This is a genomic window from Novispirillum itersonii (assembly GCF_014205675.1).
GTDB classification, from domain to species: Bacteria; Pseudomonadota; Alphaproteobacteria; order Rhodospirillales; family Rhodospirillaceae; genus Novispirillum; species Novispirillum itersonii_A.
This window is the reverse complement of the sequence record NZ_JACIIX010000001.1, coordinates 357,760-384,276: the sequence shown is the minus strand read 5'-3', so window position 1 is coordinate 384,276 and position 26,517 is coordinate 357,760. Positions and strand designations below refer to the sequence as shown.

The window sequence follows — 26,517 nt, the reverse complement described above, 5'->3', positions numbered from 1 at the left end:
CAGAATGGCTAAGGAAAAATTTGCGCGTACGAAGCCGCACTGCAACGTTGGCACCATCGGCCACGTTGACCACGGCAAGACTTCTCTGACCGCTGCGATCACCAAGGTTCTGGCGAAGACCGGCGGCGCGACCTTCTCTGCCTACGACCAGATCGACAAGGCGCCGGAAGAGCGCGCCCGTGGGATCACCATCTCCACCGCGCACGTGGAATATGAAACCACCAACCGTCACTACGCTCACGTGGACTGCCCGGGCCACGCCGACTATGTGAAGAACATGATCACCGGTGCCGCCCAGATGGACGGCGCGATCCTGGTGGTGTCGGCTGCTGACGGCCCGATGCCGCAGACCCGCGAGCACATCCTGCTCGCCCGTCAGGTCGGCGTGCCGGCCCTGGTGGTGTTCATGAACAAGGTCGACCAGGTTGACGATCCGGAACTGCTGGAACTGGTCGAGCTGGAAATCCGTGAGCTGCTGTCGTCCTACGACTTCCCGGGGGATGATATTCCGATCGTGAAGGGTTCTGCCCTGGCCGTTCTGGAAGACTCCAACCCGGAAATCGGCGACAACGCCGTTCTGGAACTGATGCGCGCCGTCGACGAGTACATCCCGCAGCCGGAACGTCCGAAGGATCTGCCGTTCCTGATGCCGATCGAAGACGTGTTCTCGATCTCCGGCCGTGGCACCGTGGTGACCGGCCGTGTGGAACGTGGCGTGGTGAAGGTCGGCGAAGAAGTCGAAATCATCGGTCTGAAGGACACCCAGAAGACCACCTGCACCGGCGTTGAAATGTTCCGCAAGCTGCTCGATCAGGGTGAAGCCGGCGATAACATCGGCGCCCTGCTGCGCGGCACCAAGCGTGAAGACGTGGAGCGTGGTCAGGTTCTGGCGAAGCCGGGCTCGATCACCCCGCACACCGGCTTCGAGTCGGAAGTGTACATCCTGTCGAAGGAAGAAGGCGGCCGTCACACTCCGTTCTTCGCGAACTACCGTCCGCAGTTCTACTTCCGCACCACCGACGTCACCGGCACCATCTCCCTGCCGGAAGGCACTGAAATGGTGATGCCGGGCGACAACATCCGCATCGGCGTCAACCTGATCGCCCCGATCGCCATGGACGAAGGCCTGCGCTTCGCCATCCGCGAAGGTGGTCGGACCGTCGGCGCTGGCGTCGTCTCCAAGATCACGAAGTAATGTTCCGTGAGTCGGGGTCCCTTCGGGGGCCCCGATTTGCTTTTGGGGGCAAGGGTCTGTCCGGACAGGGCGGATCGCAACTTTTCCCTGCGGTGTTTGCGTTTTGTGGCTTGATCTTTTTTTACAGGGCGGCTATAACGCCGCTCCCGTCAGGATGGCTCCTGAGGGTGGTTTCAGAAAGTTCAGTCCGACCGGACGAGACAGACGAAACTGAAGTGGTTGGCAGACCCTTATAGGGGCGTAGCTCAACTGGTAGAGCACCGGTCTCCAAAACCGGGGGTTACGGGTTCGATCCCTGTCGCCCCTGCCAAAACAGCCACTACGGCCTCATGCCCGGCGCAAGCCGGGCATGACAGTTTCAGGGCGATGCCGGAAAAATCACTTAAAAAGCTGGATATCCACTTTAAAAGTGTTTTGGGTGTCGCCGGTCAGCGGGCAGTCCGTCTGTCTGCTGGCGATCAGGAGCTCCGGCGGATATCGGATTTCGGTGCCGCCGGTTTTCGGGTGTTTACCGTATTGGTGCGGATGCGTTCTGCGTTTCCGCTTTGATCCGGCCTCTCCCGCGCGGCATAAACCAGTTGGGTTGTGAGCAGTCATGGCAAAAACCAATCCCGGTCAGTTCGTCCGGCAGGTCCGTCAGGAAGTGGCGAAAGTCACGTGGCCGACCCGTAAGGAAGCCACCATTTCCACCATCATGGTTTTTGTGATGGTTGTTGTGGCGGCTCTGTTTTTCCTGCTGGTCGATCAGATTCTGGCGTCTGGTGTGAAGCTGGTATTCGGGCTGGGGAGCTGAGGTCATGGAAGCGCGTTGGTACGTTCTGCACGTTTATTCCGGGTTTGAGAACAAAGTCGCCCAGTCGATCCGCGAACAGGCTGCCCAGAAGGGTCTGGCCGATCAGTTCGAAGAGATCCTGGTGCCGACGGAAGAAGTGGTGGAAGTCCGCCGCGGCGCGAAAGTGCAGTCCGACCGCAAGTTCTTCCCGGGCTATGTGCTGCTGAAGATGCAGATGACCGACGAAAGCTGGCATCTGGTGAAAGATACGCCGAAGGTGACCGGGTTCCTCGGGGGGCGTGGCCGTCCGGTGCCGATCACCCAGCGCGAGGCTGAGCGCATCATCAATCAGGTCAAGGAAGGCGTCGAGCGTCCGAAGGCCTCCATCACTTTCGAGGTCGGCGAGCAGGTTCGCGTTGCCGACGGTCCGTTTGCCTCCTTCAACGGCATTGTCGAAGAAGTCGAGGAAGACAAGGCCCGCCTCAAGGTGTCTGTTTCGATCTTCGGCCGGTCCACGCCGGTCGATCTGGAATTCTCTCAGGTCGAGAAAGTCTGATCCCGATCCGGGATCTGATGACCGGGAGTTGGTCGGGGTGCGGGCAGTCCGTATCCCGGTATCCGCGGGAGGCCCGGTTGCCCGGCCGGACCGCGGGCCTCAACGCAACGAGGTAGGAAAATGGCAAAGAAAGTCGCTGGTTACGTTAAGCTTCAGGTGCCTGCGGGCAAAGCCAACCCGTCGCCGCCGATCGGTCCGGCGCTGGGTCAGCGCGGCCTGAACATCATGGAATTCTGCAAGGCGTTCAACGCCGCCACGCAGGGTCTTGAGCCGGGGATGCCGATTCCGGTCGTCATCACCGCCTACACCGACCGTACCTTTACCTTCGTCACCAAGACCCCGCCGGTGTCTTACTTCCTGAAGAAGGCCGCCAGCCTGAAGTCTGGTTCCCAGACTCCGGGTAAGGGCTCCTTCGTCGGCAAGGTCACGGTCGATCAGATCCGTGAAATCGCCGAAGCGAAGATGAAGGATCTGAACTGCGCCGAGGTTGACTCCGCCGTACAGATGATCAAGGGCTCTGCCCGGTCCATGGGTCTCCAGGTGGTGGAATAAGACGATGGCGAAGATTGGCAAGCGTCTGAAGAGCGCCTACGAAGGCGTTGATCGCGAAAAGTTTTACGAGCTGGTCGAAGCCGTGAAGATCGTCAAGGGGGCCGCTAAGGCCAAGTTTGACGAATCTCTCGAAATCGCCATGAACCTGGGTGTTGACCCGCGTCATGCCGACCAGATGGTCCGTGGTGTTGTCGAGCTGCCGCACGGCACCGGCAAGACCGTGCGCGTCGCTGTGTTCGCCAAGGCCGATAAGGCCGAGGAAGCCAAGGCTGCCGGTGCTGACATCGTCGGTGCCGAAGAGCTGATGGAAATGATCCAGCAGGGCAAGATGGATTTCGACCGCTGCATCGCCACCCCGGATATGATGGGTCTGGTCGGTCGCGTCGGTAAGATCCTCGGGCCGCGCGGCCTGATGCCGAACCCGAAGCTGGGCACCGTCACCGCCGATGTCGCCGGTGCCGTGAAGTCCGCCAAGGCCGGTCAGGTGCAGTTCCGTGTCGAGAAGGCTGGTATCGTCCATGCCGGTATCGGCAAGGTCTCCTTCGACGAAGGCAAGCTGGTTGAGAACGTCCGCGCTTTCGTGGACGCCATCCAGAAGGCCAAGCCGTCGGGCGCCAAGGGCACCTACGTGCAGAAGATCTCCCTGAGCTCCACCATGGGCCCGGGTCTGAAGATTGCTCCGGGCTCCGTCGCGGGCTAAGAGCATCCTTGATCACCGTCATCCGGGCGTGCCCGGGTGACGGTGGCAGGTTTCCGGTCCGCCGGAAGCCGTGTTACCTGTCCAAGACCGTAGGTGAACCGCACGGGCGGTTTCTGAAAGGGGAGCACCCCGCCTGCACAGACGGGAGTTGAATTTCCGCGGGTCCGGTTCCGTTATCACGCATAGCGGCTCTTGGGTGGCGGGCTTCAGCTTCTGGGGCAGGTTGTCCCCTCCGTCCTTCCGGATGGAGACTATCGCAACAGATCCTGTCCGGTTTCCGGACCGGATCAAGACTGCGGAGACGCAACGTGAACCGTGAACAGAAGCAGGAGTTGGTTTCCGAGCTCCATCAGCTGTTCGGGGAAGTCTCCACCGTCGTGGTCGCCCACTATTCGGGCCTGACCGTGGCGGAAATGGAGAATCTCCGTAAGCAGATGCGCGCTGCGGGTGCCAGCTTCCGTGTCACCAAGAATCGGCTTACGCGTCTCGCCCTTGATGGCACCAAGTTTGACAGCGTCGGCGATCTGCTGACCGGTCCGACCGGCATTGCCGTGTCGGCCGATCCGGTCGCCGCTGCCAAGGCTATGGTTGATTTCGCCAAGACTAACCCGAAGCTGGTTATTCTCGGCGGGAACATGAACGGCTCTGCCCTGAACTCCGATGGGGTTAAGGCGCTGGCCACCATGCCGAGCCTGGACGAACTGCGTGCCAGGTTGGTGGGCATGATCCAGACCCCGGGTACCCGTATCGCGACCGTGCTGTCTCAGCCGGCTGCCGGGCTTGCTCGGGTTCTCAATGCCTATGCCACCAAAGGCGAAGCCGCCTAAGTCGCTGCTTCCCGCTTCGGCGGGACTTTATGAACCGACCTGCCACGCGGCATAACGCAAAGCCCGTGGTCAACCTGTGGAGTATAAAATGGCTGATCTCGCCAAGCTCGTCGACGACCTGTCCGCCCTGACCGTGCTGGAAGCCGCTGAACTGTCCAAGCTGCTGGAAGAAAAGTGGGGCGTTTCCGCCGCTGCTCCGGTGGCCGTCGCCGCCGTTGCCGCTGCCGCTGCTCCGGCCGTTGAAGAAAAGACCGAGTTCGACGTGGTTCTGGTTGACGCCGGCGCCAACAAGATCAACGTCATTAAGGAAGTCCGCGCCATCACCGGCCTGGGTCTGAAGGAAGCCAAGGACCTGGTCGAAGGCGCTCCGAAGGCCGTGAAGGAAGCTGCGTCCAAGGACGAAGCCGACAAGCTGAAGAAGCAGCTGGAAGACGCCGGCGCCAAGGTCGAACTGAAGTAAGACCTGCCTTCGGCAAATGGGATCGGGCCGGAGATCTTCGGATCTCCGGCCTTCCTGTTTCTGCACTCCCTGCTTCTGAGTCCCTGGGGTGTGACTGCTGGACGCAGAAAAAGATCACCGGGTCATGATTTGGCGTGACGAGTGCCACCTGACTCTGTAATGTGCTTTTTTCCGCTGCGCCGAAAGGCGGGCGGATGTTTTGCGTGTGCATGATTTACGTATACGTGGAAGGTGGCTTTTCATCGCCAAGGGGCATGAAAGGAAGGACCGACGTCCAGAGGGCTGACATCAGCCCTGTGCAGGTCGGCCCGGACGCCGCACCGGGGAGCAGGTGCGGGCAGTGGGGCAGATTCTTACACGTGTCGACGGTTTCGGGTGCTTGCTCTGGCACCCCCCGTCACGGTCCGGGCGACTCCGCAGGAAATCCTGCCGGAACACGCAGCCCGGATCGCCGTCGAAACCCGGCATGACGATGCCGGATACAGTCGAAGACATAGAGGAGCGGCAATGGCTAAGTCCTTCACCGGTCGTAAGCGGGTACGCAAGAATTTTGGGCGTATCCCGACCGTGGCCCCGATGCCCAATCTGATCGAAGTGCAGAAGAACTCCTACGATCAGTTCCTGCAGACCGGCATTGTGGCGGCCAAGCGGACCAACTCCGGCCTTCAGGAAGTTTTCAAGTCCGTCTTTCCGATCAAGGATTTTGCCGGCAAGGGCGAACTGGAATTCGTCCGCTACGAGCTGGAAGAGCCGAAGTATGATGTGGAAGAGTGCCAGCAGCGCGGCATGACCTTTGCGGCTCCGCTGAAGGTGACCCTGCGTCTGGTGGTGTGGGATGTTGATGAGGACACCGGCTCCCGGTCCGTCCGCGACATCAAGGAGCAGGACGTGTACATGGGCGACATGCCGCTCATGACCCGCAACGGCACCTTCATCGTCAACGGCACCGAACGCGTGATCGTGTCGCAGATGCACCGCTCCCCGGGCGTGTTCTTCGACCACGACAAGGGCAAGACCCACTCTTCGGGCAAGTATCTGTTTGCCGCCCGCGTCATTCCGTACCGTGGCTCCTGGCTGGACTTCGAGTTCGATGCCAAGGATATCGTCTACGTGCGTATCGACCGCCGCCGTAAGCTGCCGGTGTCCACGCTGCTCTACGCGCTGGATTCCAATGCCGCCGAAAAGCTGCGCGCTGACCGGACCAAGGCCCGTCTGCCGCTGGATCCGGCGGAGCTGACCGGTCTGACGGCCGAAGACATCCTCAACTACTTCTACGACAGCATCACCTACACTGCGGACGCGCAGGGCTGGAAGACGGCTTTCGCGCCGGAGCGGCTGAAGGGTGTGAAGCTGACCTATGACCTGATCGACGCCGCCACCGGCGAAGTGAAGGTTGAGGCGGGCGGCAAGGTGTCTCCGCGGATCGGCAAGAAGCTGATCGAAGGCGGGATGACCGAGATGCGGGTCCTGCGCGAGGACCTGATCGGCCGTTATGCCGGTGAGGACATCATCAATCCGGGCACCGGTGAAATCTTCATCGAAGCCGGTGAGGAAATCACCGAGGCGGCTCTGGCCGAGCTGGAGAAGAACGGCATCGATGAGCTGCCGACGCTCCACATCGACCATGTCAACGTTGGCCCCTACATCCGCAACACCCTGTTTGCGGACAAGAACACCAACCGCGAAGAAGCCCTGATCGACATCTACCGGGTGATGCGCCCGGGTGAGCCGCCGACCCTGGAAGCGGCGGAGCTGCTGTTCCGTGGCCTGTTCTTTGACATCGAGCGCTACGACCTGTCCTCGGTCGGCCGCGTGAAGATGAACTCCCGCCTGAACTTCACCATGGCGGAAGCGCCGGACACCATGCGTGTTCTGCGCCGTGAAGACATCCTGCGCATCATCAAGACCCTGGTCGAACTGAAGGACGGCCGTGGCGAGATCGATGACATCGACCATCTGGGGAACCGTCGTGTCCGCTCTGTCGGCGAACTGATGGAAAACCAGTACCGCGTCGGTCTGCTGCGTATGGAACGCGCCATCCGGGAACGTATGTCCTCCGTGGACATCGACACCGTGATGCCGCATGACCTGATCAATGCCAAGCCGGCGGCGGCGGCGGTGCGTGAATTCTTCGGCTCCTCGCAGCTGTCGCAGTTCATGGACCAGACCAACCCGCTGTCGGAAGTGACCCACAAGCGTCGTCTCTCGGCCCTCGGGCCGGGCGGTCTGACCCGTGAGCGCGCGGGCTTTGAAGTCCGCGACGTGCATCCGACCCACTACGGCCGTATCTGCCCGATTGAGACCCCGGAAGGTCCGAACATCGGTCTGATCAACAGCCTCGCCACCTATGCCCGCGTCAACCAGTACGGCTTCATTGAAGCCCCGTATCGTAAGGTTGTCGATGGTGTGGTCACCAATGAGGTGATCTACATGTCGGCGATGGAAGAAGGCCGTTACACCATCGCGCAGGCGAACGCCGAGCTGGATGGCGAGAACCGCTTTGTCGGCGATCTGGTGTCGTGCCGCGCCAAGAGCGATTACATTATGGCCGCCCCCAGCGAAATCGACTTCGTCGACGTGTCGCCGAAGCAGCTGGTGTCCGTCGCCGCGGCGCTGATTCCGTTCCTGGAAAACGACGACGCCAACCGCGCGCTGATGGGTTCCAACATGCAGCGTCAGGCCGTGCCGCTGATCCGTGCCGAAGCCCCGTTCGTCGGGACCGGGATGGAAGGCGTTGTGGCCCGTGACTCCGGCGCCGCCATTTCCGCCCGCCGCACCGGGATCGTGCAGCAGGTCGATGCCATGCGCATCGTGGTGCGTGCCACCGAGGAAGTGGATGCCGCCCAGTCCGGCGTGGATATCTACCGCCTGTCCAAGTTCCAGCGCTCCAACCAGAACACCTGTATCACCCAGCGTCCGCTGGTGAAGGTGGGCGATATCGTCCGCAAGGGCGACATCATCGCTGACGGTCCGTCGACCGAACTGGGCGAACTGGCCCTTGGCCGGAACGTGCTGGTCGCGTTCATGCCGTGGAATGGCTACAACTTCGAAGACTCGATCCTGATCTCCGAACGCATCGTCCGTGACGACGTGTTCACCTCGATCCATATCGAAGAATTCGAAGTGATGGCCCGCGATACCAAGCTGGGTCAGGAAGACATCACCCGCGACATCCCCAACGTCGGGGAAGACGCGCTGAAGAACCTCGACGAAGCCGGTATCGTCTACATCGGGGCCGAAGTGAAGGCCGGGGATATTCTGGTCGGCAAGACCACCCCGAAGGGCGAAAGCCCGGTCACTCCGGAAGAAAAGCTGCTGCGCGCCATCTTCGGTGAAAAGGCCGCTGACGTCCGCGATACCTCCCTGCGTCTGCCCCCGGGCGTGCAGGGCACCATCGTGGAAGTGCGCGTCTTCAACCGCCGGGGTGTTGAGAAGGACGAGCGTACGCTCGCCATCGAACGGGCTGAAATCGAACGCCTCGCCAAGGACCGCGACGACGAACGCGCCATTCTTGACGGTTCGTTCAGCCTGCGCCTGAAGGAAAAGCTGCTGGGCCAGAAGGCGGTTGCCGGTCCGAAGGGCTTCAAGATCGGCGTCGAGCTGACCGAAGATGTCCTGTCGCAGTACACTCAGGGCCAGTGGCGTCAGTTCGCGGTGGAAGACGATTCCATCATGGCGGACATCGAAGGGATGAAGAAGTCCCACGAAGAAGCCATCGGCCAGCTTCAGGCCCGCTTTGAAAGCAAGGTCGAGAAGCTGCAACGCGGTGACGAACTGCCGCCGGGCGTGCTGAAGATGGTCAAGGTCTTCGTTGCGGTGAAGCGTAAGCTCCAGCCGGGCGATAAGATGGCGGGCCGTCACGGCAACAAGGGGGTTATCTCCCGGATCGTTCCGATCGAAGACATGCCGTACCTCGCCGACGGGACCCAGGTCGATATCGTCCTGAACCCGCTGGGTGTGCCGTCGCGTATGAACGTCGGGCAGATTCTGGAAACCCATCTGGGCTGGGCCTGCCGTGGCCTCGGCAAGCAGGTCGGCGAGGCGCTGGATGCCGTGCGCTATGGCACCGGCACCCTCGACGGTCTGCGTGGCAAGCTGAAGGACGTCTACGGCGAGCATCACTTCCAGGAAGACATTGTCGGTCTGGATGATGCCGAAGTGGTCGAACTGGCTTCCAACCTGCGGGGCGGGATTCCGATCGCCACTCCGGTGTTTGACGGTGCCCGTGAAAGCGACATCGCCGAGCATCTGGAGCAGGCCGGTCTGCATGCCTCCGGTCAGGTCACCCTGTACGATGGCCGTACCGGGGAGCCGTTCGACCGTCAGGTGACCGTCGGCTACATCTATATGCTGAAGCTGCACCACCTGGTTGACGACAAGATCCACGCCCGCTCCATCGGCCCGTACTCGCTGGTGACCCAGCAGCCGCTGGGCGGTAAGGCGCAGTTCGGCGGACAGCGTTTCGGGGAAATGGAAGTGTGGGCCCTCGAAGCCTACGGCGCTGCCTATACCCTTCAGGAAATGCTGACGGTGAAGTCGGACGACGTGTCGGGCCGTACCAAGGTTTACGAAGCCATCGTCCGTGGCGACGATACCTTCGAAGCCGGTATCCCCGAGTCGTTCAACGTGCTGGTGAAGGAAATGCGGTCTCTGGGTCTGGATGTGGAGCTGCTGCAGGGCGAAGGCTGACCGCCTTCCCCGCAGTACCCCCTACGTCACAGTCCCTGCAACGCAGCTTTTGAGATACGCGCCCGGCGGAGGGCAGGATGAAGAATCCCTCCGCCAGCGCGACAGGAGATCAGGCATGAACGAGCTTATGAAGATCTTCGGTCAGGTCAGCGGCAGCCAGTCGTTTGATCAGATCAAGATTTCCATTGCCAGCCCCGAGAAGATCCGTTCTTGGTCCTTCGGTGAGATCAAGAAGCCGGAAACCATTAACTACCGTACCTTCAAGCCGGAACGCGACGGTCTGTTCTGCGCCCGTATTTTCGGGCCGGTGAAGGATTACGAATGCTTGTGCGGTAAGTACAAGCGCATGAAGTACCGTGGCATCATCTGCGAAAAGTGCGGCGTCGAAGTGACCCTGTCGAAGGTCCGCCGCGAACGGATGGGCCATATCGAACTGGCCGCTCCGGTGGCGCACATTTGGTTCCTGAAGTCCCTGCCGAGCCGCATCGGTCTGCTGCTCGACATGACCCTGAAGGATCTGGAACGGGTTCTGTACTTCGAAAACTACGTGGTCACCGAACCCGGTCTGACCCCGTTGAAGCAGTTTGAGCTGCTGTCGGAAGAACAGTACCAGCGTTGCGTCGAAGAATACGGTGAAGACAGCTTCACCGCGGGCATCGGTGCGGAAGCGATCCGTGACCTGCTGATCGCGATGGATATCGAGGAGGAGCTGGTGCAGATGCGCCAGGATCTCCGCGAAACCTCCTCCGAAGCCAAGCGCAAGAAGCTGGTGAAGCGTCTGAAGCTGGCGGAAGCGTTCGTCGAGTCGAACACCCGTCCGGAATGGATGATTCTGGAAGTGATTCCGGTGATTCCGCCGGAACTGCGTCCGCTGGTGCCGCTCGATGGTGGCCGTTTCGCCACCTCCGACCTTAACGACCTGTACCGTCGCGTCATCAACCGTAACAACCGCCTGAAGCGCCTGATCGAACTCCGCGCCCCGGAGATCATCATCCGCAACGAAAAGCGTATGTTGCAGGAATCTGTTGACGCCCTGTTCGACAACGGCCGCCGTGGCCGCGCCATCACCGGCGCCAACAAGCGTCCGCTGAAGTCGCTGGCCGACATGCTGAAGGGCAAGCAGGGCCGCTTCCGTCAGAACCTGCTCGGTAAGCGCGTTGACTACTCCGGCCGTTCGGTGATCGTGGTGGGGCCGGAGCTGAAGCTCCACCAGTGCGGTCTGCCGAAGAAAATGGCGCTGGAACTGTTCAAGCCGTTCATCTACTCCAAGCTTGAACTTTACGGCATGGCAACCACCATCAAGGCCGCCAAGCGGATGGTGGAAAAAGAGCGTCCGGAAGTCTGGGATATCCTCGAAGAGGTCATCCGCGAACACCCGGTGATGCTGAACCGCGCGCCGACGCTGCACCGTCTGGGCATTCAGGCGTTTGAGCCGGTGCTGGTGGAAGGCAAGGCGATCAACCTGCATCCGCTGGTCTGCACCGCCTTCAACGCCGACTTCGACGGTGACCAGATGGCGGTCCACGTGCCGCTGTCGCTGGAAGCCCAGCTTGAAGCCCGCGTGCTGATGATGTCGACCAACAACATCCTCAGCCCGGCCAACGGCAAGCCGATTATCGTCCCGACGCAGGACATGGTGCTTGGTCTGTACTACATGACCATGGACCGTGAGAATGAACGGGGCGACGGCATGGTGATCGGCGATGTCGCCGAGCTGGAACACGCGATGAACGCCGGTGTGCTCTCCCTGCACGCCCGCATCAAGGCGCGGTACCACACCGTGGATGCCGAGAACACTCCGGTGACCCTGGTGGTGGAAACCACTCCGGGCCGCCTGATGCTCGCCAACCTGCTGCCGCGTCACCCGAAGGTTCCGTATTCCATCGTGAACCGTCTGCTGCGGAAGAAGGACATTCAGGACGTCATCGATATCGTCTACCGCCACTGCGGTCAGAAAGAGACGGTGATCTTCTGTGACCGCGTCATGGCGCTTGGCTTCCGTCAGGCGGCGCGTGCGGGGATCTCCTTCGGCAAGGACGACATGGTGATCCCGGCGACCAAGGAAAAGCTGGTCGCCGACACCGAACGTCAGGTCAAGGAATTCGAGCAGCAGTATCAGGATGGTCTGATCACCCAGGGTGAAAAGTACAACAAGGTCGTTGACGCCTGGTCGCACTGCACCGATCTGGTCGCTGACGAAATGATGAAGGAAATCAGCCGCGTTGTGCCGGGCAAGCCGGTCAACTCGGTGTACATGATGGCCCACTCCGGGGCGCGTGGCTCGGCGGCGCAGATGAAGCAGCTGGCCGGGATGCGCGGTCTGATGGCGAAGCCGGACGGTTCCATCATCGAGACCCCGATCATTTCCAACTTCAAGGAAGGCCTGACCGTGCTGGAGTACTTCAACTCCACCCACGGTGCCCGTAAGGGTCTGGCCGATACCGCGCTGAAGACCGCGAACTCCGGTTACCTGACCCGTCGTCTCGTCGACGTGGCGCAGGACGCGATCATCACCGAGGAAGATTGCGGCACCGAACGCGCCCTGACCGCCATTCCGGTGGTGGACGGCGGCGAAGTGGTCGTGTCGCTGGGCGAACGTGTTCTGGGCCGCACCGCCGGCGAAGATGCGATCAACCCGGCGACCGGCGAAGTGCTGGTGAAGAAGGGTGAGATCATCACCGAGCCGGATGTCGAGAAGATCGAAGCGGCCGGGATTGAATCCCTGCTGATCCGCTCGGTGCTGACCTGCGAAACCCAGACCGGGATCTGCGGTAAGTGCTATGGCCGCGATCTGGCCCGCGGGACCTCCGCCAACATCGGGGAAGCCGTCGGCGTTGTTGCCGCGCAGTCGATCGGTGAGCCGGGCACCCAGCTGACCATGCGTACCTTCCACATCGGCGGTGCCGCGCAGCGTGGGGCTGAACAGTCCAGCGTTGAAGCGCCGTTCGACTCGATGGTCCGGGTGGATAACTTCAACACCGTGCGGAATTCCGAGGGCGTCCAGATTGTTCTGGCCCGTAACCTCGAAATTATCCTGCTCGACGTCAATGGCCGCGAAAAGGCCCGCCACCGCATTCCCTACGGCGCCAAGCTGTATGTGGAAGACGGCAAGCCGGTCACCAAGGCGACCAAGATGGCCGAATGGGATCCGTACACCCTGCCGATCATCACCGAGAAGGAAGGTGTGGTCCACTATCTGGACCTGGTCGAAGGCGTCTCCATGCGTGAGCAGGTTGACGAAGCGACCGGCATTTCCTCCCGCGTTGTCGTTGACTGGAAGTCGCAGCCGCGTGGCAGCGATCTGAAGCCGCGGGTCACCCTGCGGGATGAAAGCAACAACGTGGTGATGCTGGGCAGCGGCGTGGAAGCCCGTTACTTCCTCTCCGTCGACGCCATCCTGTCGGTGGAACCGGGGCAGCGGGTCAACGCCGGTGACGTGCTGGCACGTATTCCGCGTGAAGGCTCCAAGACCCGTGACATCACCGGCGGTCTGCCGCGCGTTGCGGAACTGTTCGAAGCCCGGAAGCCGAAGGACCATGCCATCATCGCCGAGATCGATGGCCGGGTTGAATTCGGGAAGGACTATAAGAACAAGCGCCGTATCCTCGTGGTCCCGACCACCGATGACACCGCTGAGCCGATGGAATATCTGGTTCCGAAGGGCAAGCATCTTGCCGTTCAGGAAGGCGACTACGTCAAGAAGGGTGACCCCCTGATGGACGGCAACCCGGTGCCGCATGACATTCTGCGTGTCATGGGTGTCGAGGCGCTGGCCGATTACCTGATCAAGGAAATTCAGGACGTCTATCGTCTGCAGGGCGTGAAGATCAACGACAAGCACATTGAAGTGATCGTCCGCCAGATGTTGCAGAAGGTGGAAATCACTGAACCGGGCGACACCACCTTCCTGCTGGCCGAGCAGGTTGACCGTATCGACTTCCAGCTGGAAAACGAAAAGGTCATGAAGGAAGGCGGGCGTCTGGCGACCGGGAACCCGGTTCTGCAGGGGATCACCAAGGCCTCGCTGCAAACCCATTCCTTCGTGTCGGCCGCATCGTTCCAGGAAACCACCCGCGTCCTGACCGAAGCATCCACTTCGGGCAAGGTCGATACGCTGGTCGGTCTGAAGGAAAATGTCATCGTCGGTCGTCTCATTCCGGCCGGGACCGGTGCCGCCATGGCCCAGTACCGTCAGGTTGCGGCCCGTCGGGACCGCGACCTGGCCGAAATCGGCGGCGACGATCTGGCAGCCCTGCCGGGCGACGAGTCGGCGGCCTGATACCATTACAACGGTCCGGGATCCTGAGTTCTCCGGGACTCATGGTTCCGGATCGGATAAGAAAACAGTGCTGACAGCAAAGCCCGGGCAAGATTCTTCTGAATTTTTCCCGGGCTTTCGCTTTTTAGGGGCTCTGCCGAGTCGCATCAAAGCTTTCACTTGACGCTGTCGGGGGGCATCCGTAGTATGCGCGCCTCTGAGAAAGGTATCCTTTTTCGGAGGCGTTTTTGCATGGAGATTTTCGGGCAATGCCCGCTCCGGCAAAAGTGTGGTCTTGTCCCCAAGACACTGGCCTGATCCGCGCTGATGACGGCATCGCTGCCGCCCATCCGGCGCAGAGACGGGATGGAAATGGGTCCGCCCGTTTTCCCCCAGGGCAGATCGCGAGCAGGCGCGCAGGCGCAGGCCGTACTAAGGGTGGCGCGAAAGCGTCGAAAAAGGCAACGCGAAAGCGTAACAAAGTGAAGGAACGGTTATGCCGACGATCAATCAGTTGATCCGTGAAGGCCGCCAGCCGGTTGCCAAGCGGAACAAGGTTCCGGCCATGCAGGCCTGCCCGCAGAAGCGTGGCGTTTGCACCCGCGTGTACACCACCACCCCGAAGAAGCCGAACTCCGCGCTTCGTAAGGTGGCCCGTGTGCGTCTGACCAACGGCTTTGAAGTCACCTCCTACATCCCCGGTGAAGGTCACAACCTTCAGGAACACTCCGTGGTGATGATCCGTGGCGGCCGTGTGAAGGATTTGCCCGGTGTGCGTTACCACATCATCCGCGGCACTCTGGATACCCAGGGCGTGAAGAACCGTAAGCAGCGTCGTTCGAAGTACGGCGCGAAGCGTCCGAAGTAAGACCAGCGAGGAAATAAGATATGTCTCGTCGTCATCGCGCAGAAAAGCGTGAGGTCCTTCCGGACGCCAAGTTCGGTGATCTCGTTCTCGCCAAATTCATCAACGCCATCATGCTGGACGGCAAGAAGAGCGTTGCTGAAAAGATTGTTTATGGTGCCCTCGAAAAGATCGCTGCCAAGACTGGCAATGATCCGGTGCAGGTGTTCCACGAAGCCGTGGATAACATCAAGCCGGCCGTCGAAGTGCGCTCCCGCCGAGTCGGCGGTGCCACCTATCAGGTTCCGGTCGAAGTCCGCGTTGACCGCCGTCAGGCGCTGGCTTTCCGCTGGCTGAAGGACTTCTCCCGCAAGCGCTCTGAGACCACCATGGTCGACAAGCTGTCGGGCGAACTGCTGGATGCCGCCAACAACCGTGGCGGTGCCGTGAAGAAGCGTGAAGACACGCATCGCATGGCCGAGGCCAACAAGGCCTTCTCGCACTATCGCTGGTAACGCGAACGCAAGGTAGCTAGCTCGTCATGAAGCGCGAAACCCCGCTTGAGAGATACCGTAACATCGGCATCATGGCTCACATTGATGCCGGTAAGACCACGACTACCGAGCGAATCCTGTATTACACCGGGAAGTCGCACAAGATCGGTGAAGTCCATGAAGGTGCCGCCACCATGGACTGGATGGAGCAGGAACAGGAGCGTGGTATCACCATCACCTCCGCTGCCACCACCGCGTTCTGGAAAGATCACCGTATCAACATCATCGACACCCCGGGTCACGTCGACTTCACCATTGAAGTGGAACGGTCCCTGCGTGTGCTCGATGGTGCCGTGACTGTGTTCGACTCGGTCGCCGGCGTTGAGCCGCAGTCCGAGACCGTGTGGCGTCAGGCTGACAAGTACGGCGTTCCGCGCATGTGCTTCGTCAACAAGATGGACCGCATGGGCGCCAACTTCTACCGTTGCGTCGACATGATCGTCGACCGCCTCGGTGCGGTGCCGCTGGTCGTCAACCTGCCGATCGGTGTTGAAGCCGATTTCGCCGGTGTCGTTGACCTGGTCAAGATGAAGGCTGTTGTCTGGAAGGGCGACGATCTGGGCGCTGCCTATGAATACGTCGACATTCCGGCTGATCTGGCTGACAAGGCCGCTGATTACCGCGCCAAGCTGGTGGAAACCGCCGTCGAAGTCGATGACGCGGTGATGGAAGCCTACCTGGAAGGCAATGAGCCGGACGAAGCCACTCTGAAGGCCTGCATCCGCAAGGGCACCATTGCCCGGACTTTCGTGCCGGTGCTGTGTGGTTCTGCCTTCAAGAACAAGGGTGTCCAGACCATGCTGGACGCCGTGATCGACTTCCTGCCGTCGCCGCTCGAAGTGCCGTCCATTAAGGGCGTTCTGCTGGATGGCGAAACCCCGGCTGAACGGAAGTCGTCTGACGATGAGCCGTTCGCCGGTCTCGCGTTCAAGATCATGAACGACCCGTTCGTCGGCTCCCTGACCTTCGTGCGTATCTACTCCGGCGTGCTGGAGTCGGGTACCTATGTCACCAACACGGTGAAGGAAAAGCGCGAACGTATCGGCCGTATGCTGCTCATGCATGCCAACAACCGTGAAGAAATCAAGGTTGCGGGCGCTGGCGACATCGTGGCCGTCGTCGGTCTGAAGGACACCACCACCGGGGACACCCTCTGCGATCCGCTGAAGCCGGTGATCCTCGAGCGGATGGAATTCCCCGAGCCGGTGATCGAAGTCGCCGTCGAGCCGAAGACCAAGGCCGACATGGAAAAGATGGGTCTGGCTCTGGCGCGTCTGGCGGCCGAAGATCCGTCCTTCCGTGTGTCGACTGATCCGGAATCCGGCCAGACCGTGATTAAGGGGATGGGCGAACTCCACCTCGAAATCATCGTTGACCGTATGCGTCGTGAGTTCAAGGTTGATGCCAACGTGGGCGCCCCGCAGGTGGCTTACCGCGAAACCATCTCCAAGACCTACGTCTGCGACTACACCCACAAGAAGCAGTCGGGTGGTACCGGTCAGTACGCGAAGGTGCAGCTGAAGTTCGAACCGCTGGAGCCGGGTGCCGGTTTCGTGTTCGAAAGCGCCATCGTCGGTGGTTCGGTTCCGCGGGAATACATCCCGGGTGTCGAAAAGGGCCTGCGCTCTGCCATGGACAGTGGCTGCATCGTCGGCTTCCCGGTCACCGACTTCAAGGTCACCCTGACCGACGGTGGCTACCACGACGTCGACTCCAGCGTTCTGGCGTTCGAAATTGCGTCCCGCGCCGCCTTCCGCGAAGCGATGCCGCAGTCCGGGCCGAAGCTGCTTGAGCCGGTGATGAAGGTCGAAGTTGTGACCCCGGATGAATATCTGGGCGACATCATCGGCGATCTGAACAGCCGTCGTGGCGTGGTCGGTGGTATGGATCAGCGCGGCAATGCCCGCGTGGTCGAAGCCACTGTCCCGCTGTCCAACATGTTCGGGTACGTCAACACGCTCCGTGGTATGTCGCAGGGCCGCGCCCAGTACACCATGGTGTTCGACAAGTACTCTGAAGTTCCGAACAACGTCGCTGAAGACATTAAGGCGAAGATGGCCGGTTGATCGGCCCAGCCTGACGGAGTGAAAAATGGCTAAGGAAAAATTTGCGCGTACGAAGCCGCACTGCAACGTTGGCACCATCGGCCACGTTGACCACGGCAAGACTTCTCTGACCGCTGCGATCACCAAGGTTCTGGCGAAGACCGGCGGCGCGACCTTCTCTGCCTACGACCAGATCGACAAGGCGCCGGAAGAGCGCGCCCGTGGGATCACCATCTCCACCGCGCACGTGGAATATGAAACCACCAACCGTCACTACGCGCATGTGGACTGCCCGGGCCACGCCGACTATGTGAAGAACATGATCACCGGTGCCGCCCAGATGGACGGCGCGATCCTGGTGGTGTCGGCTGCTGACGGCCCGATGCCGCAGACCCGCGAGCACATCCTGCTCGCCCGTCAGGTCGGCGTGCCGGCCCTGGTGGTGTTCATGAACAAGGTCGACCAGGTTGACGATCCGGAACTGCTGGAACTGGTCGAGCTGGAAATCCGTGAGCTGCTGTCGTCCTACGACTTCCCGGGGGATGATATTCCGATCGTGAAGGGTTCCGCCCTGGCCGTTCTGGAAGACTCCAACCCGGAAATCGGCGACAACGCCGTTCTGGAACTGATGCGCGCCGTCGATGAGTACATCCCGCAGCCGGAACGTCCGAAGGATCTGCCGTTCCTGATGCCGATCGAAGACGTGTTCTCGATCTCCGGTCGTGGCACTGTGGTGACCGGCCGTGTGGAACGTGGCGTGGTGAAGGTCGGCGAAGAAGTCGAAATCATCGGTCTGAAGGACACCCAGAAGACCACCTGCACCGGCGTTGAAATGTTCCGCAAGCTGCTCGATCAGGGTGAAGCCGGCGACAACATCGGCGCCCTGCTGCGCGGCACCAAGCGTGAAGACGTGGAGCGTGGTCAGGTTCTGGCGAAGCCGGGCTCGATCACCCCGCACACCGGCTTCGAGTCGGAAGTGTACATCCTGTCGAAGGAAGAAGGCGGCCGTCACACTCCGTTCTTCGCGAACTACCGTCCGCAGTTCTACTTCCGCACCACCGACGTCACCGGCACCATCTCCCTGCCGGAAGGCACTGAAATGGTGATGCCGGGCGACAACATCCGCATCGGCGTCAACCTGATCGCCCCGATCGCCATGGACGAAGGCCTGCGCTTCGCCATCCGCGAAGGTGGCCGGACCGTCGGCGCTGGCGTCGTCTCCAAGATCACGAAGTAATCCGGCGCAAGCCAGAAAACTTCGCTGTTAGACAAAAAAGAGATGGTGGCCCGAGGCTGGATGCGGTATAAGCCGCGTCTCCTCGGGCCCCGGCTCGTCACATCACTGTAAGAAGTTCGGGTTAGGCAAAGATGGAAAGCCAAAACATCCGCATTCGCCTCAAGGCGTTTGATCATCGTGTGCTGGACCAGAGCACGCTGGAAATCGTGAACACTGCCAAGCGCACTGGTGCTCAGGTGCGGGGCCCCATCCCGCTGCCGACGCGTATCGAGAAGTTTACTGTTAACCGTTCTCCGCACATCGACAAAAAGTCGCGGGAACAGTTTGAAATCCGTACCCACAAGCGAGTGTTGGATATTGTCGATCCGACTCCGCAGACCGTCGACGCGCTCATGAAGCTCGACCTGGCCGCCGGTGTGGACGTCCAGATCAAGTTGTGAGCGTGAAAACAAACGCAAGGAACGAAATAATGCGCTCCGGTCTTATCGCACAAAAAGTCGGTATGACGCGGCTGTTCACCGAGCAGGGTGAGCACGTTCCGGTCACCGTGCTGAAGGTTGATGGCTGTCATGTCGTCGCCAAGCGCACGGAAGATCAGGACGGCTATTCTGCCGTGCAGCTTGGCGTCGGTACCGCCAAGGTCAAGAATGTGTCCAAGGCTATGCGTGGTCACTTCGCCAAGGCGAATGTTGAGCCCCGCAAGAAGCTGGCTGAATTCCGTGTTTCTCCGGAAAACCTGCTGGAACCCGGCGTTGAACTGTCTGCCGCCCACTTCGTGGTCGGTCAGCTGGTCGACATCGTCGGCACCTCCATCGGTAAGGGTTTTGCCGGTGGCATGAAGCGCCACAACTTCCGTGGTCTTGAAGCCACCCACGGCGTGTCGGTCTCGCACCGTTCGCATGGTTCTACCGGTAACCGTCAGGATCCGGGCCGTGTGTTCAAGGGCAAGAAGATGGCCGGTCACCTCGGTGCCGAGCGGGTCACCCTTCAGAACCTGAAGGTTGTCGCCACCGACGCCGAGCAGGGCCTGATCCTCGTCAAGGGTGCCGTTCCGGGCTCCGAAGGCGGCTGGGTTCTGGTCCGTGACGCCGTGAAAAAGGGCATCCCCGAAGGCGCTCCGCTGCCGGCCGCCGTCAAGGCTGCTGCCGAGTCGTCCTCGGCTGCCGAAGGCGAGAACAAGGAATAAGGCGTCATGAAGCTGGACGTTATCACGCTTGACAACAAGGCGGTTGGCACCGTCGAGCTGCCGGAGAACATCTTCGGTCTCGAAGTGCGTTCCGACATTTTGCAGCGTGTGGTGCGCTGGCAGCTCGCGAAGCGGCAGGCCGGCACCCATAAGACCAAGACGATCTCCGAGATCTCTGGTACCACTAAGAAGCCGTTTAAGCAGAAGGGCACCGGTCGTGCCCGTCAGGGTTCCACCCGTTCTGCTCAGTTCCGTGGCGGTTCGACCATTTTTGGTCCGGTTGTGCGCTCCCACGCTCACGACCTGACCAAGAAGTTCCGTGCTCTTGGCCTGAAGACCGCTCTGTCGGCCAAGGCCCAGAACGGGAAGCTGGTCGTTGTCGACCTCGAGTCGGCTTCCGGCAAGACCAAGGATCTCGCCGTGCAGCTGAAGGGTCTCGGCTGGACCTCCGCTCTGGTGATTGACGGTGCCGAAGTGAACAACCTGTTCGCTCGTGCCGCTGCCAACATCCCGGGCGTCGATGTTCTGCCGACCCAGGGTGCCAATGTGTACGACATTCTGCGTCGCGACACTCTGGTCCTCACCAAGGCTGCCATCGAAAAGCTCGAGGAGCGCCTGAAATGAGCAAGACCGTCGTGAAAGTCTCGCAAGAGCGTATGTACGACATCATCAAGGCCCCGGTGATCACCGAAAAGGCCACCATGGGGTCGGAATTCAATCAGGTTACCTTCCGGGTGCCGCTTGATGCCTCCAAGCCGGAGATCAAGGCAGCGGTTGAAGGTGTGTTCGGCGTTGAAGTCAAGGCCGTCAACACCCTGATCCAGAAGGGCAAGGTTAAGCGGTTCCGCGGTCTGGTCGGTAAGCGTTCCGACGTTAAGAAGGCCGTCATCACCCTCGCCGCTGGCCACACCATCGACGTGACCACGGGGGTCTGAGACTATGGCTCTTAAGTCTTATAACCCGATTACTCCGGGTACCCGCCAGCTGGTGCTGGTGGACCGTTCCGAGCTGTGGAAGGGCAAGCCGGTCAAGTCTTTGACCGAAGGTCTGACCAAGTCCGGCGGTCGTAACAACACCGGTCGGATTACCGTCTGGCAGCGTGGTGGCGGTCACAAGCGCCGCTACCGTCTGATCGACTTCAAGCGTAACGGCAAGCTGGGGATCCCGGGCACTGTCGATCGCCTGGAATACGATCCGAACCGGACCGCGTTCATTGCCCTGATCCGTTATGAAGACGGTGAGCAGGCTTACATTCTGGCCCCGCAGCGTCTGAAGGCCGGTGACATTGTCATCGCCGACGCCAAGGCCGATATTAAGCCGGGCAACGCGATGCAGCTGAAGAACATGCCGGTCGGCACCATCGTGCATAACGTGGAGCTGAAGCAGGGCAAGGGTGGCCAGATGGCCCGTTCGGCGGGCTGCTATGCCCAGCTGATCGGTAAGGACTCGGGCTATGCCCAGCTCCGTCTGTCTTCCGGCGAACTGCGCATGGTCCGCGGTGAATGCATGGCGACCGTCGGTGCGGTGTCGAACCCGGACAACCAGAACGTGAACCTCGGCAAAGCCGGGCGTAAGCGCTGGCTGGGCAAGCGTCCGCACGTTCGCGGCGTCGCCATGAACCCGGTCGATCACCCGCATGGGGGTGGTGAAGGCCGCACCTCGGGTGGCCGTCATCCGGTTACCCCGTGGGGCTTCCCGACCAAGGGTAAGAAGACCCGCAACAACAAGGCGACCGACCGGCTCATCATGCGCTCGCGTCACCTGGCGAAGAAAAAGTAACGGAGGACGGACGTGGCTCGTTCAGTCTGGAAGGGACCGTTCGTCGACGGTTACATGCTCAAGAAGGCCGAGGCAACTCGTGCTTCTGGCCGTAATGAGGTCATTAAGACCTGGTCGCGGCGCTCGACGATTCTGCCGCAGTTCGTTGGTATCACCTTTGGTGTGTACAACGGGCACAAGTTTGTCCCCGTTCTGGTGACCGAAAACATGATCGGTCACAAGTTCGGTGAGTTCGCGCCGACCCGCACTTACTACGGTCACGCCGCGGACAAGAAGGCGAAGAGGAAGTAATCATGGGAAAGCCGACTGCTCCCCGTGCATTGGCGGATAATGAGGCCCGCGCCCATTCCGCTTCCATCCGCACCAGCCCGCAGAAGCTCAACCTCGTTGCTGCGTCCATTCGCGGCATGGGTGTTGAACAGGCGCTGGCGTCTCTGACCTTCAACACCCGTCGCGTGTCGAATGACGTGCGTAAGGTTCTTCAGTCGGCTATTGCCAACGCTGAAAACAACCATCAGCTGGACGTTGACCGTCTGGTTGTGGCTGAAGCGTTCGTTGGCAAGGCGATGGTCATGAAGCGCTGGCGTGCCCGCGCCCGTGGCCGGACCGGTAAGATCCTGAAGCCGTTCTCGAACCTGACCATCGTGGTGCGTGAGCGCGAGGAGTCTAAATAATGGGTCAGAAAGTAAACCCGATTGGCCTGCGTCTCGGCATCAACCGGACCTGGGACAGCCGTTGGTTCGCTGAAGGCGAATATGCCACCCTGCTGCATGAAGATCTGCGGATTCGCAAGTATCTGAAGAAGCGTCTGGCACAGGCCGGTGTGGCCCGGATCGTCATCGAACGTCCGGCCAAGAAGGCCCGCATTTCCATTCACACCGCCCGTCCGGGCGTTGTGATCGGCAAGAAGGGTTCGGACATCGAAGTGCTCCGCAAGGAGCTCCAGAAGATGACCGGGAACGAAGTTCACCTGAACATCGTTGAAATCCGTAAGCCGGAAATCGAAGCCCAGCTGATCGCCGAGTCGATCACGTCCCAGCTGGAACGTCGTGTGGCCTTCCGTCGCGCCATGAAGCGTGCCGTGCAGTCCGCCATGCGTCTCGGTGCCCAGGGTATCCGTATTAATTGCGGTGGCCGTCTGGGTGGGGCTGAAATCGCCCGCACCGAGTGGTATCGTGAAGGTCGTGTGCCGCTGCACACCCTGCGCGCGGACGTCGACTACGGCGAAGCCACCGCGTTCACCACCTACGGCGCCTGCGGCGTCAAGGTGTGGGTGTTCAAGGGCGAAATCCTGGAACACGACCCGATGGCGCAGGACAAGCGCGCTCAGGAGCCGGCCGCTGCCCGCTAACGCGGGCACGGTTCCAGCGAATAAAGGACGAGACCAATGCTTTCGCCGAAACGTACCAAGTATCGCAAGGCGCACAAGGGCCGGATCCACGGCAACACCAAGGGCGGGGCTTCCCTGAACTTCGGCCAGTTCGGCCTGAAGGCTCTTGAGCCGGAGCGCATCACTGCGCGCCAGATCGAAGCTGCCCGTCGTGCCATGACCCGTCATATGAAGCGTCAGGGCCGTGTGTGGATTCGCGTGTTCCCGGATCTTCCGGTGTCGCGTAAGCCCGCCGAAGTCCGTATGGGTTCCGGTAAGGGTTCTCCGGAATACTGGGTGGCCCGAGTTGCTCCGGGCCGTATCATGTTCGAAGTCGACGGCGTGTCGGAAGAACTGGCCCGGGCGGCGTTCGCCCTGGCTGCCGCCAAGCTGCCGATCAAGACCAAGTTCGTCGCCCGTCTGGGCGGGGAGGGTTGAGAATGACCGCCGCTAAGGACCTGCGGGCGAAGACCGCGGAACAGCTCTCTGAAGAGCTGATCGGCCTGAAGAAAGAGCAGTTTAACCTGCGCTTCCAGAAGGCTACCGGGCAGCTCCAGAACACCGCCCGTCAGGGTCAGGTGAAAAAAGACATCGCCCGCATCAAAACAGTGCTTCACGAACGGAAGCAGGCTGTGTAATATCGCCGCCTTTCGCGGTGAGGAGCGAAGAGTAAGCCAATGCCCAAGCGTATTCTGCAGGGCGTGGTGGTGAGCGACGCTATGGACAAGACGATTGTCGTCAAAGTCGAGCGTCGCTTCATGCACCCGCTGTATAAAAAGTTCATCAAGCGGTCGAAGAAGTACGCCGCTCACGATGAAGCCAACCAGGCTAAGATCGGCGATGTGGTTCGCATCCGCGAATGCCGTCCCCTTTCCCGGCGTAAGAGCTGGGAACTGGTTACGGACTCCGCGGAATAAAACCCATCGATCCGTTTCCGCTAGACTATTAAGGATTGGTGCCATGATTCAGATGCAAACCAACCTGGACGTCGCTGACAACAGCGGCGCTCGCCGGGTGCAGTGCATCAAGGTTCTCGGCGGTTCCCACCGGAACATCGCCGGAGTTGGTGACGTGATCGTGGTGTCCATTAAGGACGCCATTCCGCGTGGCCGCGTGAAGAAGGGTGACGTGCATCGCGCTGTCATCGTCCGCACCGCCGCCCCCGTGCGTCGTCAGGACGGAACCCTGATTCGCTTTGACCGCAACGCTGCCGTGCTGATCAACAAGCAGGGCGAGCCGATCGGTACCCGCATTTTCGGGCCGGTGGTCCGTGAGCTGCGTGCGAAGAAGTATATGAAGATCGTCTCCCTCGCCCCGGAGGTGCTGTAACATGCAGAAAATCCGTAAGGGCGATACCGTTGTCGTGCTGACCGGCAAGGACAAAGGTAAGCAGGGTGAAGTCGTTAAGTCGCTGCCGACGGAAAATCGTGTGGTGGTGAAGGGCGTGAACATGGTCAAGCGGCACACCCGCGCGACCCAGTTCACTCAGGGTGGTATCATCGAGAAGGAAGCGGCTATCCACGTTTCCAACGTCGCCCACCTGGACCCGAAGGACGGCAAGCCGACCCGCGTTGGGTTCAAGGTTCTTGAAGATGGTTCGAAGGTGCGCGTTTCCAAGCGCTCCGGCGAAGTCATCGGCAAGTAAGGAGACGACCGATGGCTGCACGTCTGCAGAACCACTATCAGACCGCTGTTCGCAAGGCTCTTCAGGAAAAGTTCGGGTACACCAACCCGATGGAAGTGCCGAAGCTGACCAAGATCGTCATTAACATGGGCGTTGGTGAAGCTGCTCTTGATCGTAAGAAGATGGAAGGTGCTATCACCGACCTGACCGCGATCTCGGGCCAGAAGCCGATCCTGACCCGCGCCACCAAGTCGATCGCCGCTTTCAAGCTGCGTGAAGGCATGGTTATCGGTGCCAAGGTCACTCTTCGTGCCGACCGCATGTATGAATTCCTCGACCGACTCGTCAACATTGCGCTGCCGCGCGTGCGTGACTTCCGTGGTCTGAACGGGAAAGCTTTTGATGGCCGTGGTAACTACAACATGGGCCTGAAAGAGCAGATCATTTTCCCGGAAATTGCTTACGACCAGGTCGACAAGGTTCGTGGGATGGATATCACCATCTGCACCACCGCGAAGACCGACGACGAAGCCCGCGAACTGCTGGTGCAGTTCGGCGTGCCGTTCGTCAAGGCGTGAGGCGGAGACTGAGACATGTCGAAGGTTAGCTCTGTCGAGAAGAATAAGAAGCGCGCCCGTCTGGCCAAGCAGTTCGCTGCCCGCCGTGCCGCGCTGAAGGCGATCATCAAGAACCGCGAGACTTCCCCGGAAGATCGGTTCATGGCCGTGTTGAAGCTGGCGACCCTGCCGCGTAACTCTGCCAAGATTCGCTATCGTAACCGTTGCGAAGTGACCGGCCGTCCGCGTGCCGTTTACCGTAAGTTCAAGATGGCCCGTGTCATGCTGCGTGACCTTGCGTCCCGCGGTCAGATCCCGGGCATGGTCAAGTCGAGCTGGTAAGGAGGACAGACCATGTCTATGACTGATCCGTTGGGCGATATGCTCACCCGTATCCGCAACGGCCAGCGCGCAGGGAAGTCGAGCGTTGTCTCTCCCGCTTCCAAGCTGCGCTCCACCGTTCTGGATGTGCTGGTGCGTGAAGGTTACATCCGTGGCTACGAGCGTTACAACGTTCGTACTGGCATTGATGAACTGCGCATCGAACTGAAGTATCACGAAGGTCAGCCGGTTATTAAGGAAATCACTCGCGTTTCCAAGCCGGGCCGTCGTACCTACTCCAAGATCAAAGACCTGCCGAAGGTTTATAACGGTCTGGGCATCTCGATCCTGTCCACCCCGCGCGGTGTGATGAGCGATCATGAAGCCCGTCAGGCCAACGTCGGCGGCGAAGTGATCGCCCGCGTGTTCTAAGGAGGGCCCAGGATGTCTCGCGTTGGTAAATACCCCGTCGAGGTGCCCCAGGGCGTGACCGTGACCATCGCCGAAGGCGTGATCACGGCCAAGGGGAAGCTCGGCGAACTGAAGTTCGTGCTGTCCCCCGACCTGGTGGACACGAAGGTTGAAGACAACAAAGTTGTCGTCCAGCCGCTGAATAGCTCCAAGCGTGCCCGCATGATGTGGGGTACCACCCGCGCCCGTATCGCCAATCTGGTGAAGGGTGTGTCGGTCGGTTTCCAGAAAAACCTGGAAATCGTTGGTGTTGGTTACAAGGCTGCCGTGCAGGGTTCCAACCTGCAGCTGGCTCTTGGGTTCTCGCATGACGTGGTTCTTCCGATCCCGGCAGGCGTGACCATTAAGACCCCGGCTCCTACGCAGATCGAAATTTCGGGCACTGACAAGCAGATTGTCGGTCAGATTGCCTCCGAAATTCGCGGCTATCGTCCGCCGGAGCCCTACAAGGGCAAGGGTGTGAAGTACGCTGGCGAACAGATCCTGCGTAAGGAAGGCAAGAAGAAGTAAGGGCGAACGGA

At 60.6% G+C, this 26,517-nt stretch carries 31 protein-coding genes and 1 tRNA gene; 31 read left to right on the top strand and 1 reads right to left on the bottom strand.

Features of this window, described 5'->3' with window-relative positions; genetic code table 11:
• Positions 1-4: 4 nt before the first annotated feature.
• Together tuf (FHS48_RS01760) and FHS48_RS01755 are read left to right on the top strand one after the other, a co-directional pair.
• Complete coding sequence (gene tuf, locus FHS48_RS01760) at positions 5-1,195, top strand: elongation factor Tu (protein WP_184260612.1); 1,191 nt, start codon at positions 5-7, stop codon at positions 1,193-1,195.
• Between the two features lie 234 nt (positions 1,196-1,429).
• A tRNA-Trp gene (locus tag FHS48_RS01755) sits at positions 1,430-1,505 on the top strand.
• A gap of 68 nt (positions 1,506-1,573) precedes the next feature.
• Here FHS48_RS01755 and FHS48_RS01750 read toward each other — a convergent pair.
• On the bottom strand, positions 1,574-1,792 hold the full coding sequence (locus FHS48_RS01750) for a hypothetical protein (RefSeq protein ID WP_184260637.1): 219 nt from the start codon (positions 1,790-1,792) through the stop codon (positions 1,574-1,576).
• On the opposite strand from FHS48_RS01750, the gene secE reads away from it, so the two are divergent.
• The 29 genes from secE (at position 1,791) to rplF (ending at position 26,506) form a co-directional block, all read left to right on the top strand.
• On the top strand, positions 1,791-1,988 hold the full coding sequence (secE, locus tag FHS48_RS01745; protein ID WP_184260635.1) for a preprotein translocase subunit SecE: 198 nt from the start codon (positions 1,791-1,793) through the stop codon (positions 1,986-1,988). The genes FHS48_RS01750 and secE overlap by 2 nt on opposite strands.
• Positions 1,989-1,992: 4 nt before the next feature.
• The gene (gene nusG, locus FHS48_RS01740; RefSeq protein ID WP_184260634.1) at positions 1,993-2,523 is read left to right on the top strand and encodes a transcription termination/antitermination protein NusG; all 531 of its coding nucleotides are present in this window, start codon (positions 1,993-1,995) and stop codon (positions 2,521-2,523) included.
• 120 nt (positions 2,524-2,643) lie between these two features.
• Positions 2,644-3,075: a 50S ribosomal protein L11 gene (rplK, locus tag FHS48_RS01735; RefSeq protein ID WP_184260632.1), complete on the top strand. Its 432-nt coding sequence runs from the start codon at positions 2,644-2,646 to the stop codon at positions 3,073-3,075.
• A 4-nt stretch (positions 3,076-3,079) separates the two neighbouring features.
• Entirely contained in the window at positions 3,080-3,775 is a 696-nt protein-coding gene (gene rplA / locus FHS48_RS01730; protein WP_184260631.1) for a 50S ribosomal protein L1, read from the top strand.
• Between the two features lie 308 nt (positions 3,776-4,083).
• Complete coding sequence (gene rplJ / locus FHS48_RS01725) at positions 4,084-4,602, top strand: 50S ribosomal protein L10 (protein WP_184260629.1); 519 nt, start codon at positions 4,084-4,086, stop codon at positions 4,600-4,602.
• A gap of 88 nt (positions 4,603-4,690) precedes the next feature.
• Positions 4,691-5,062 (top strand): 50S ribosomal protein L7/L12, encoded by a 372-nt coding sequence (rplL, locus tag FHS48_RS01720; protein ID WP_184260626.1) that lies wholly within the window; start codon positions 4,691-4,693, stop codon positions 5,060-5,062.
• A 507-nt stretch (positions 5,063-5,569) separates the two neighbouring features.
• On the top strand, positions 5,570-9,751 hold the full coding sequence (gene rpoB / locus FHS48_RS01715; protein ID WP_184260624.1) for a DNA-directed RNA polymerase subunit beta: 4,182 nt from the start codon (positions 5,570-5,572) through the stop codon (positions 9,749-9,751).
• Positions 9,752-9,866: 115 nt separating this feature from the next.
• The gene (gene rpoC, locus FHS48_RS01710) at positions 9,867-14,030 is read left to right on the top strand and encodes a DNA-directed RNA polymerase subunit beta' (RefSeq protein WP_184260621.1); all 4,164 of its coding nucleotides are present in this window, start codon (positions 9,867-9,869) and stop codon (positions 14,028-14,030) included.
• A 475-nt stretch (positions 14,031-14,505) separates the two neighbouring features.
• Entirely contained in the window at positions 14,506-14,877 is a 372-nt protein-coding gene (rpsL, locus tag FHS48_RS01705; RefSeq protein WP_019647172.1) for a 30S ribosomal protein S12, read from the top strand.
• A gap of 20 nt (positions 14,878-14,897) precedes the next feature.
• Entirely contained in the window at positions 14,898-15,368 is a 471-nt protein-coding gene (gene rpsG, locus FHS48_RS01700; protein ID WP_184260618.1) for a 30S ribosomal protein S7, read from the top strand.
• A gap of 26 nt (positions 15,369-15,394) precedes the next feature.
• A complete protein-coding gene (fusA, locus tag FHS48_RS01695) occupies positions 15,395-17,473 on the top strand; it encodes an elongation factor G (protein ID WP_184260615.1) in 2,079 nt (692 codons plus the stop codon).
• Between the two features lie 25 nt (positions 17,474-17,498).
• The gene (gene tuf, locus FHS48_RS01690) at positions 17,499-18,689 is read left to right on the top strand and encodes an elongation factor Tu (RefSeq protein WP_184260612.1); all 1,191 of its coding nucleotides are present in this window, start codon (positions 17,499-17,501) and stop codon (positions 18,687-18,689) included.
• A 131-nt stretch (positions 18,690-18,820) separates the two neighbouring features.
• A complete protein-coding gene (gene rpsJ, locus FHS48_RS01685) occupies positions 18,821-19,129 on the top strand; it encodes a 30S ribosomal protein S10 (protein WP_019646046.1) in 309 nt (102 codons plus the stop codon).
• A 29-nt stretch (positions 19,130-19,158) separates the two neighbouring features.
• Positions 19,159-19,875, top strand: a complete 717-nt coding sequence (gene rplC / locus FHS48_RS01680; protein ID WP_184260608.1) for a 50S ribosomal protein L3 — start codon at positions 19,159-19,161, stop codon at positions 19,873-19,875.
• A 6-nt stretch (positions 19,876-19,881) separates the two neighbouring features.
• The gene (rplD, locus tag FHS48_RS01675) at positions 19,882-20,499 is read left to right on the top strand and encodes a 50S ribosomal protein L4 (protein WP_184260605.1); all 618 of its coding nucleotides are present in this window, start codon (positions 19,882-19,884) and stop codon (positions 20,497-20,499) included.
• A complete protein-coding gene (locus tag FHS48_RS01670; RefSeq protein WP_184260603.1) occupies positions 20,496-20,810 on the top strand; it encodes a 50S ribosomal protein L23 in 315 nt (104 codons plus the stop codon). The genes rplD and FHS48_RS01670 overlap by 4 nt, the downstream gene beginning before the upstream one ends.
• 4 nt (positions 20,811-20,814) lie before the next feature.
• On the top strand, positions 20,815-21,654 hold the full coding sequence (gene rplB / locus FHS48_RS01665; protein WP_184260600.1) for a 50S ribosomal protein L2: 840 nt from the start codon (positions 20,815-20,817) through the stop codon (positions 21,652-21,654).
• A 12-nt stretch (positions 21,655-21,666) separates the two neighbouring features.
• Positions 21,667-21,945 (top strand): 30S ribosomal protein S19, encoded by a 279-nt coding sequence (rpsS, locus tag FHS48_RS01660; protein WP_019646041.1) that lies wholly within the window; start codon positions 21,667-21,669, stop codon positions 21,943-21,945.
• Between the two features lie 2 nt (positions 21,946-21,947).
• On the top strand, positions 21,948-22,328 hold the full coding sequence (gene rplV, locus FHS48_RS01655; protein WP_184260597.1) for a 50S ribosomal protein L22: 381 nt from the start codon (positions 21,948-21,950) through the stop codon (positions 22,326-22,328).
• Entirely contained in the window at positions 22,328-23,005 is a 678-nt protein-coding gene (gene rpsC, locus FHS48_RS01650) for a 30S ribosomal protein S3 (RefSeq protein WP_184260594.1), read from the top strand. Before rplV ends, rpsC begins: the two co-directional genes overlap by 1 nt.
• Positions 23,006-23,041: 36 nt before the next feature.
• Complete coding sequence (gene rplP, locus FHS48_RS01645) at positions 23,042-23,461, top strand: 50S ribosomal protein L16 (RefSeq protein WP_019646038.1); 420 nt, start codon at positions 23,042-23,044, stop codon at positions 23,459-23,461.
• 2 nt (positions 23,462-23,463) lie between these two features.
• Positions 23,464-23,661, top strand: a complete 198-nt coding sequence (gene rpmC / locus FHS48_RS01640; RefSeq protein ID WP_184260591.1) for a 50S ribosomal protein L29 — start codon at positions 23,464-23,466, stop codon at positions 23,659-23,661.
• A 39-nt stretch (positions 23,662-23,700) separates the two neighbouring features.
• Complete coding sequence (rpsQ, locus tag FHS48_RS01635) at positions 23,701-23,940, top strand: 30S ribosomal protein S17 (protein ID WP_184260589.1); 240 nt, start codon at positions 23,701-23,703, stop codon at positions 23,938-23,940.
• 43 nt (positions 23,941-23,983) lie between these two features.
• Positions 23,984-24,352, top strand: a complete 369-nt coding sequence (rplN, locus tag FHS48_RS01630; protein ID WP_184260586.1) for a 50S ribosomal protein L14 — start codon at positions 23,984-23,986, stop codon at positions 24,350-24,352.
• Between the two features lies 1 nt (position 24,353).
• Positions 24,354-24,668, top strand: coding sequence for a 50S ribosomal protein L24 (rplX, locus tag FHS48_RS01625; RefSeq protein ID WP_184260583.1), 315 nt, complete (start codon positions 24,354-24,356; stop codon positions 24,666-24,668).
• 11 nt (positions 24,669-24,679) lie between these two features.
• A complete protein-coding gene (gene rplE / locus FHS48_RS01620) occupies positions 24,680-25,225 on the top strand; it encodes a 50S ribosomal protein L5 (RefSeq protein ID WP_019646033.1) in 546 nt (181 codons plus the stop codon).
• A 15-nt stretch (positions 25,226-25,240) separates the two neighbouring features.
• The gene (gene rpsN / locus FHS48_RS01615) at positions 25,241-25,546 is read left to right on the top strand and encodes a 30S ribosomal protein S14 (protein ID WP_019646032.1); all 306 of its coding nucleotides are present in this window, start codon (positions 25,241-25,243) and stop codon (positions 25,544-25,546) included.
• A 12-nt stretch (positions 25,547-25,558) separates the two neighbouring features.
• Complete coding sequence (rpsH, locus tag FHS48_RS01610) at positions 25,559-25,957, top strand: 30S ribosomal protein S8 (RefSeq protein ID WP_184260580.1); 399 nt, start codon at positions 25,559-25,561, stop codon at positions 25,955-25,957.
• A 12-nt stretch (positions 25,958-25,969) separates the two neighbouring features.
• Positions 25,970-26,506: a 50S ribosomal protein L6 gene (gene rplF / locus FHS48_RS01605; protein ID WP_184260577.1), complete on the top strand. Its 537-nt coding sequence runs from the start codon at positions 25,970-25,972 to the stop codon at positions 26,504-26,506.
• Positions 26,507-26,517 lie beyond the last annotated feature (11 nt).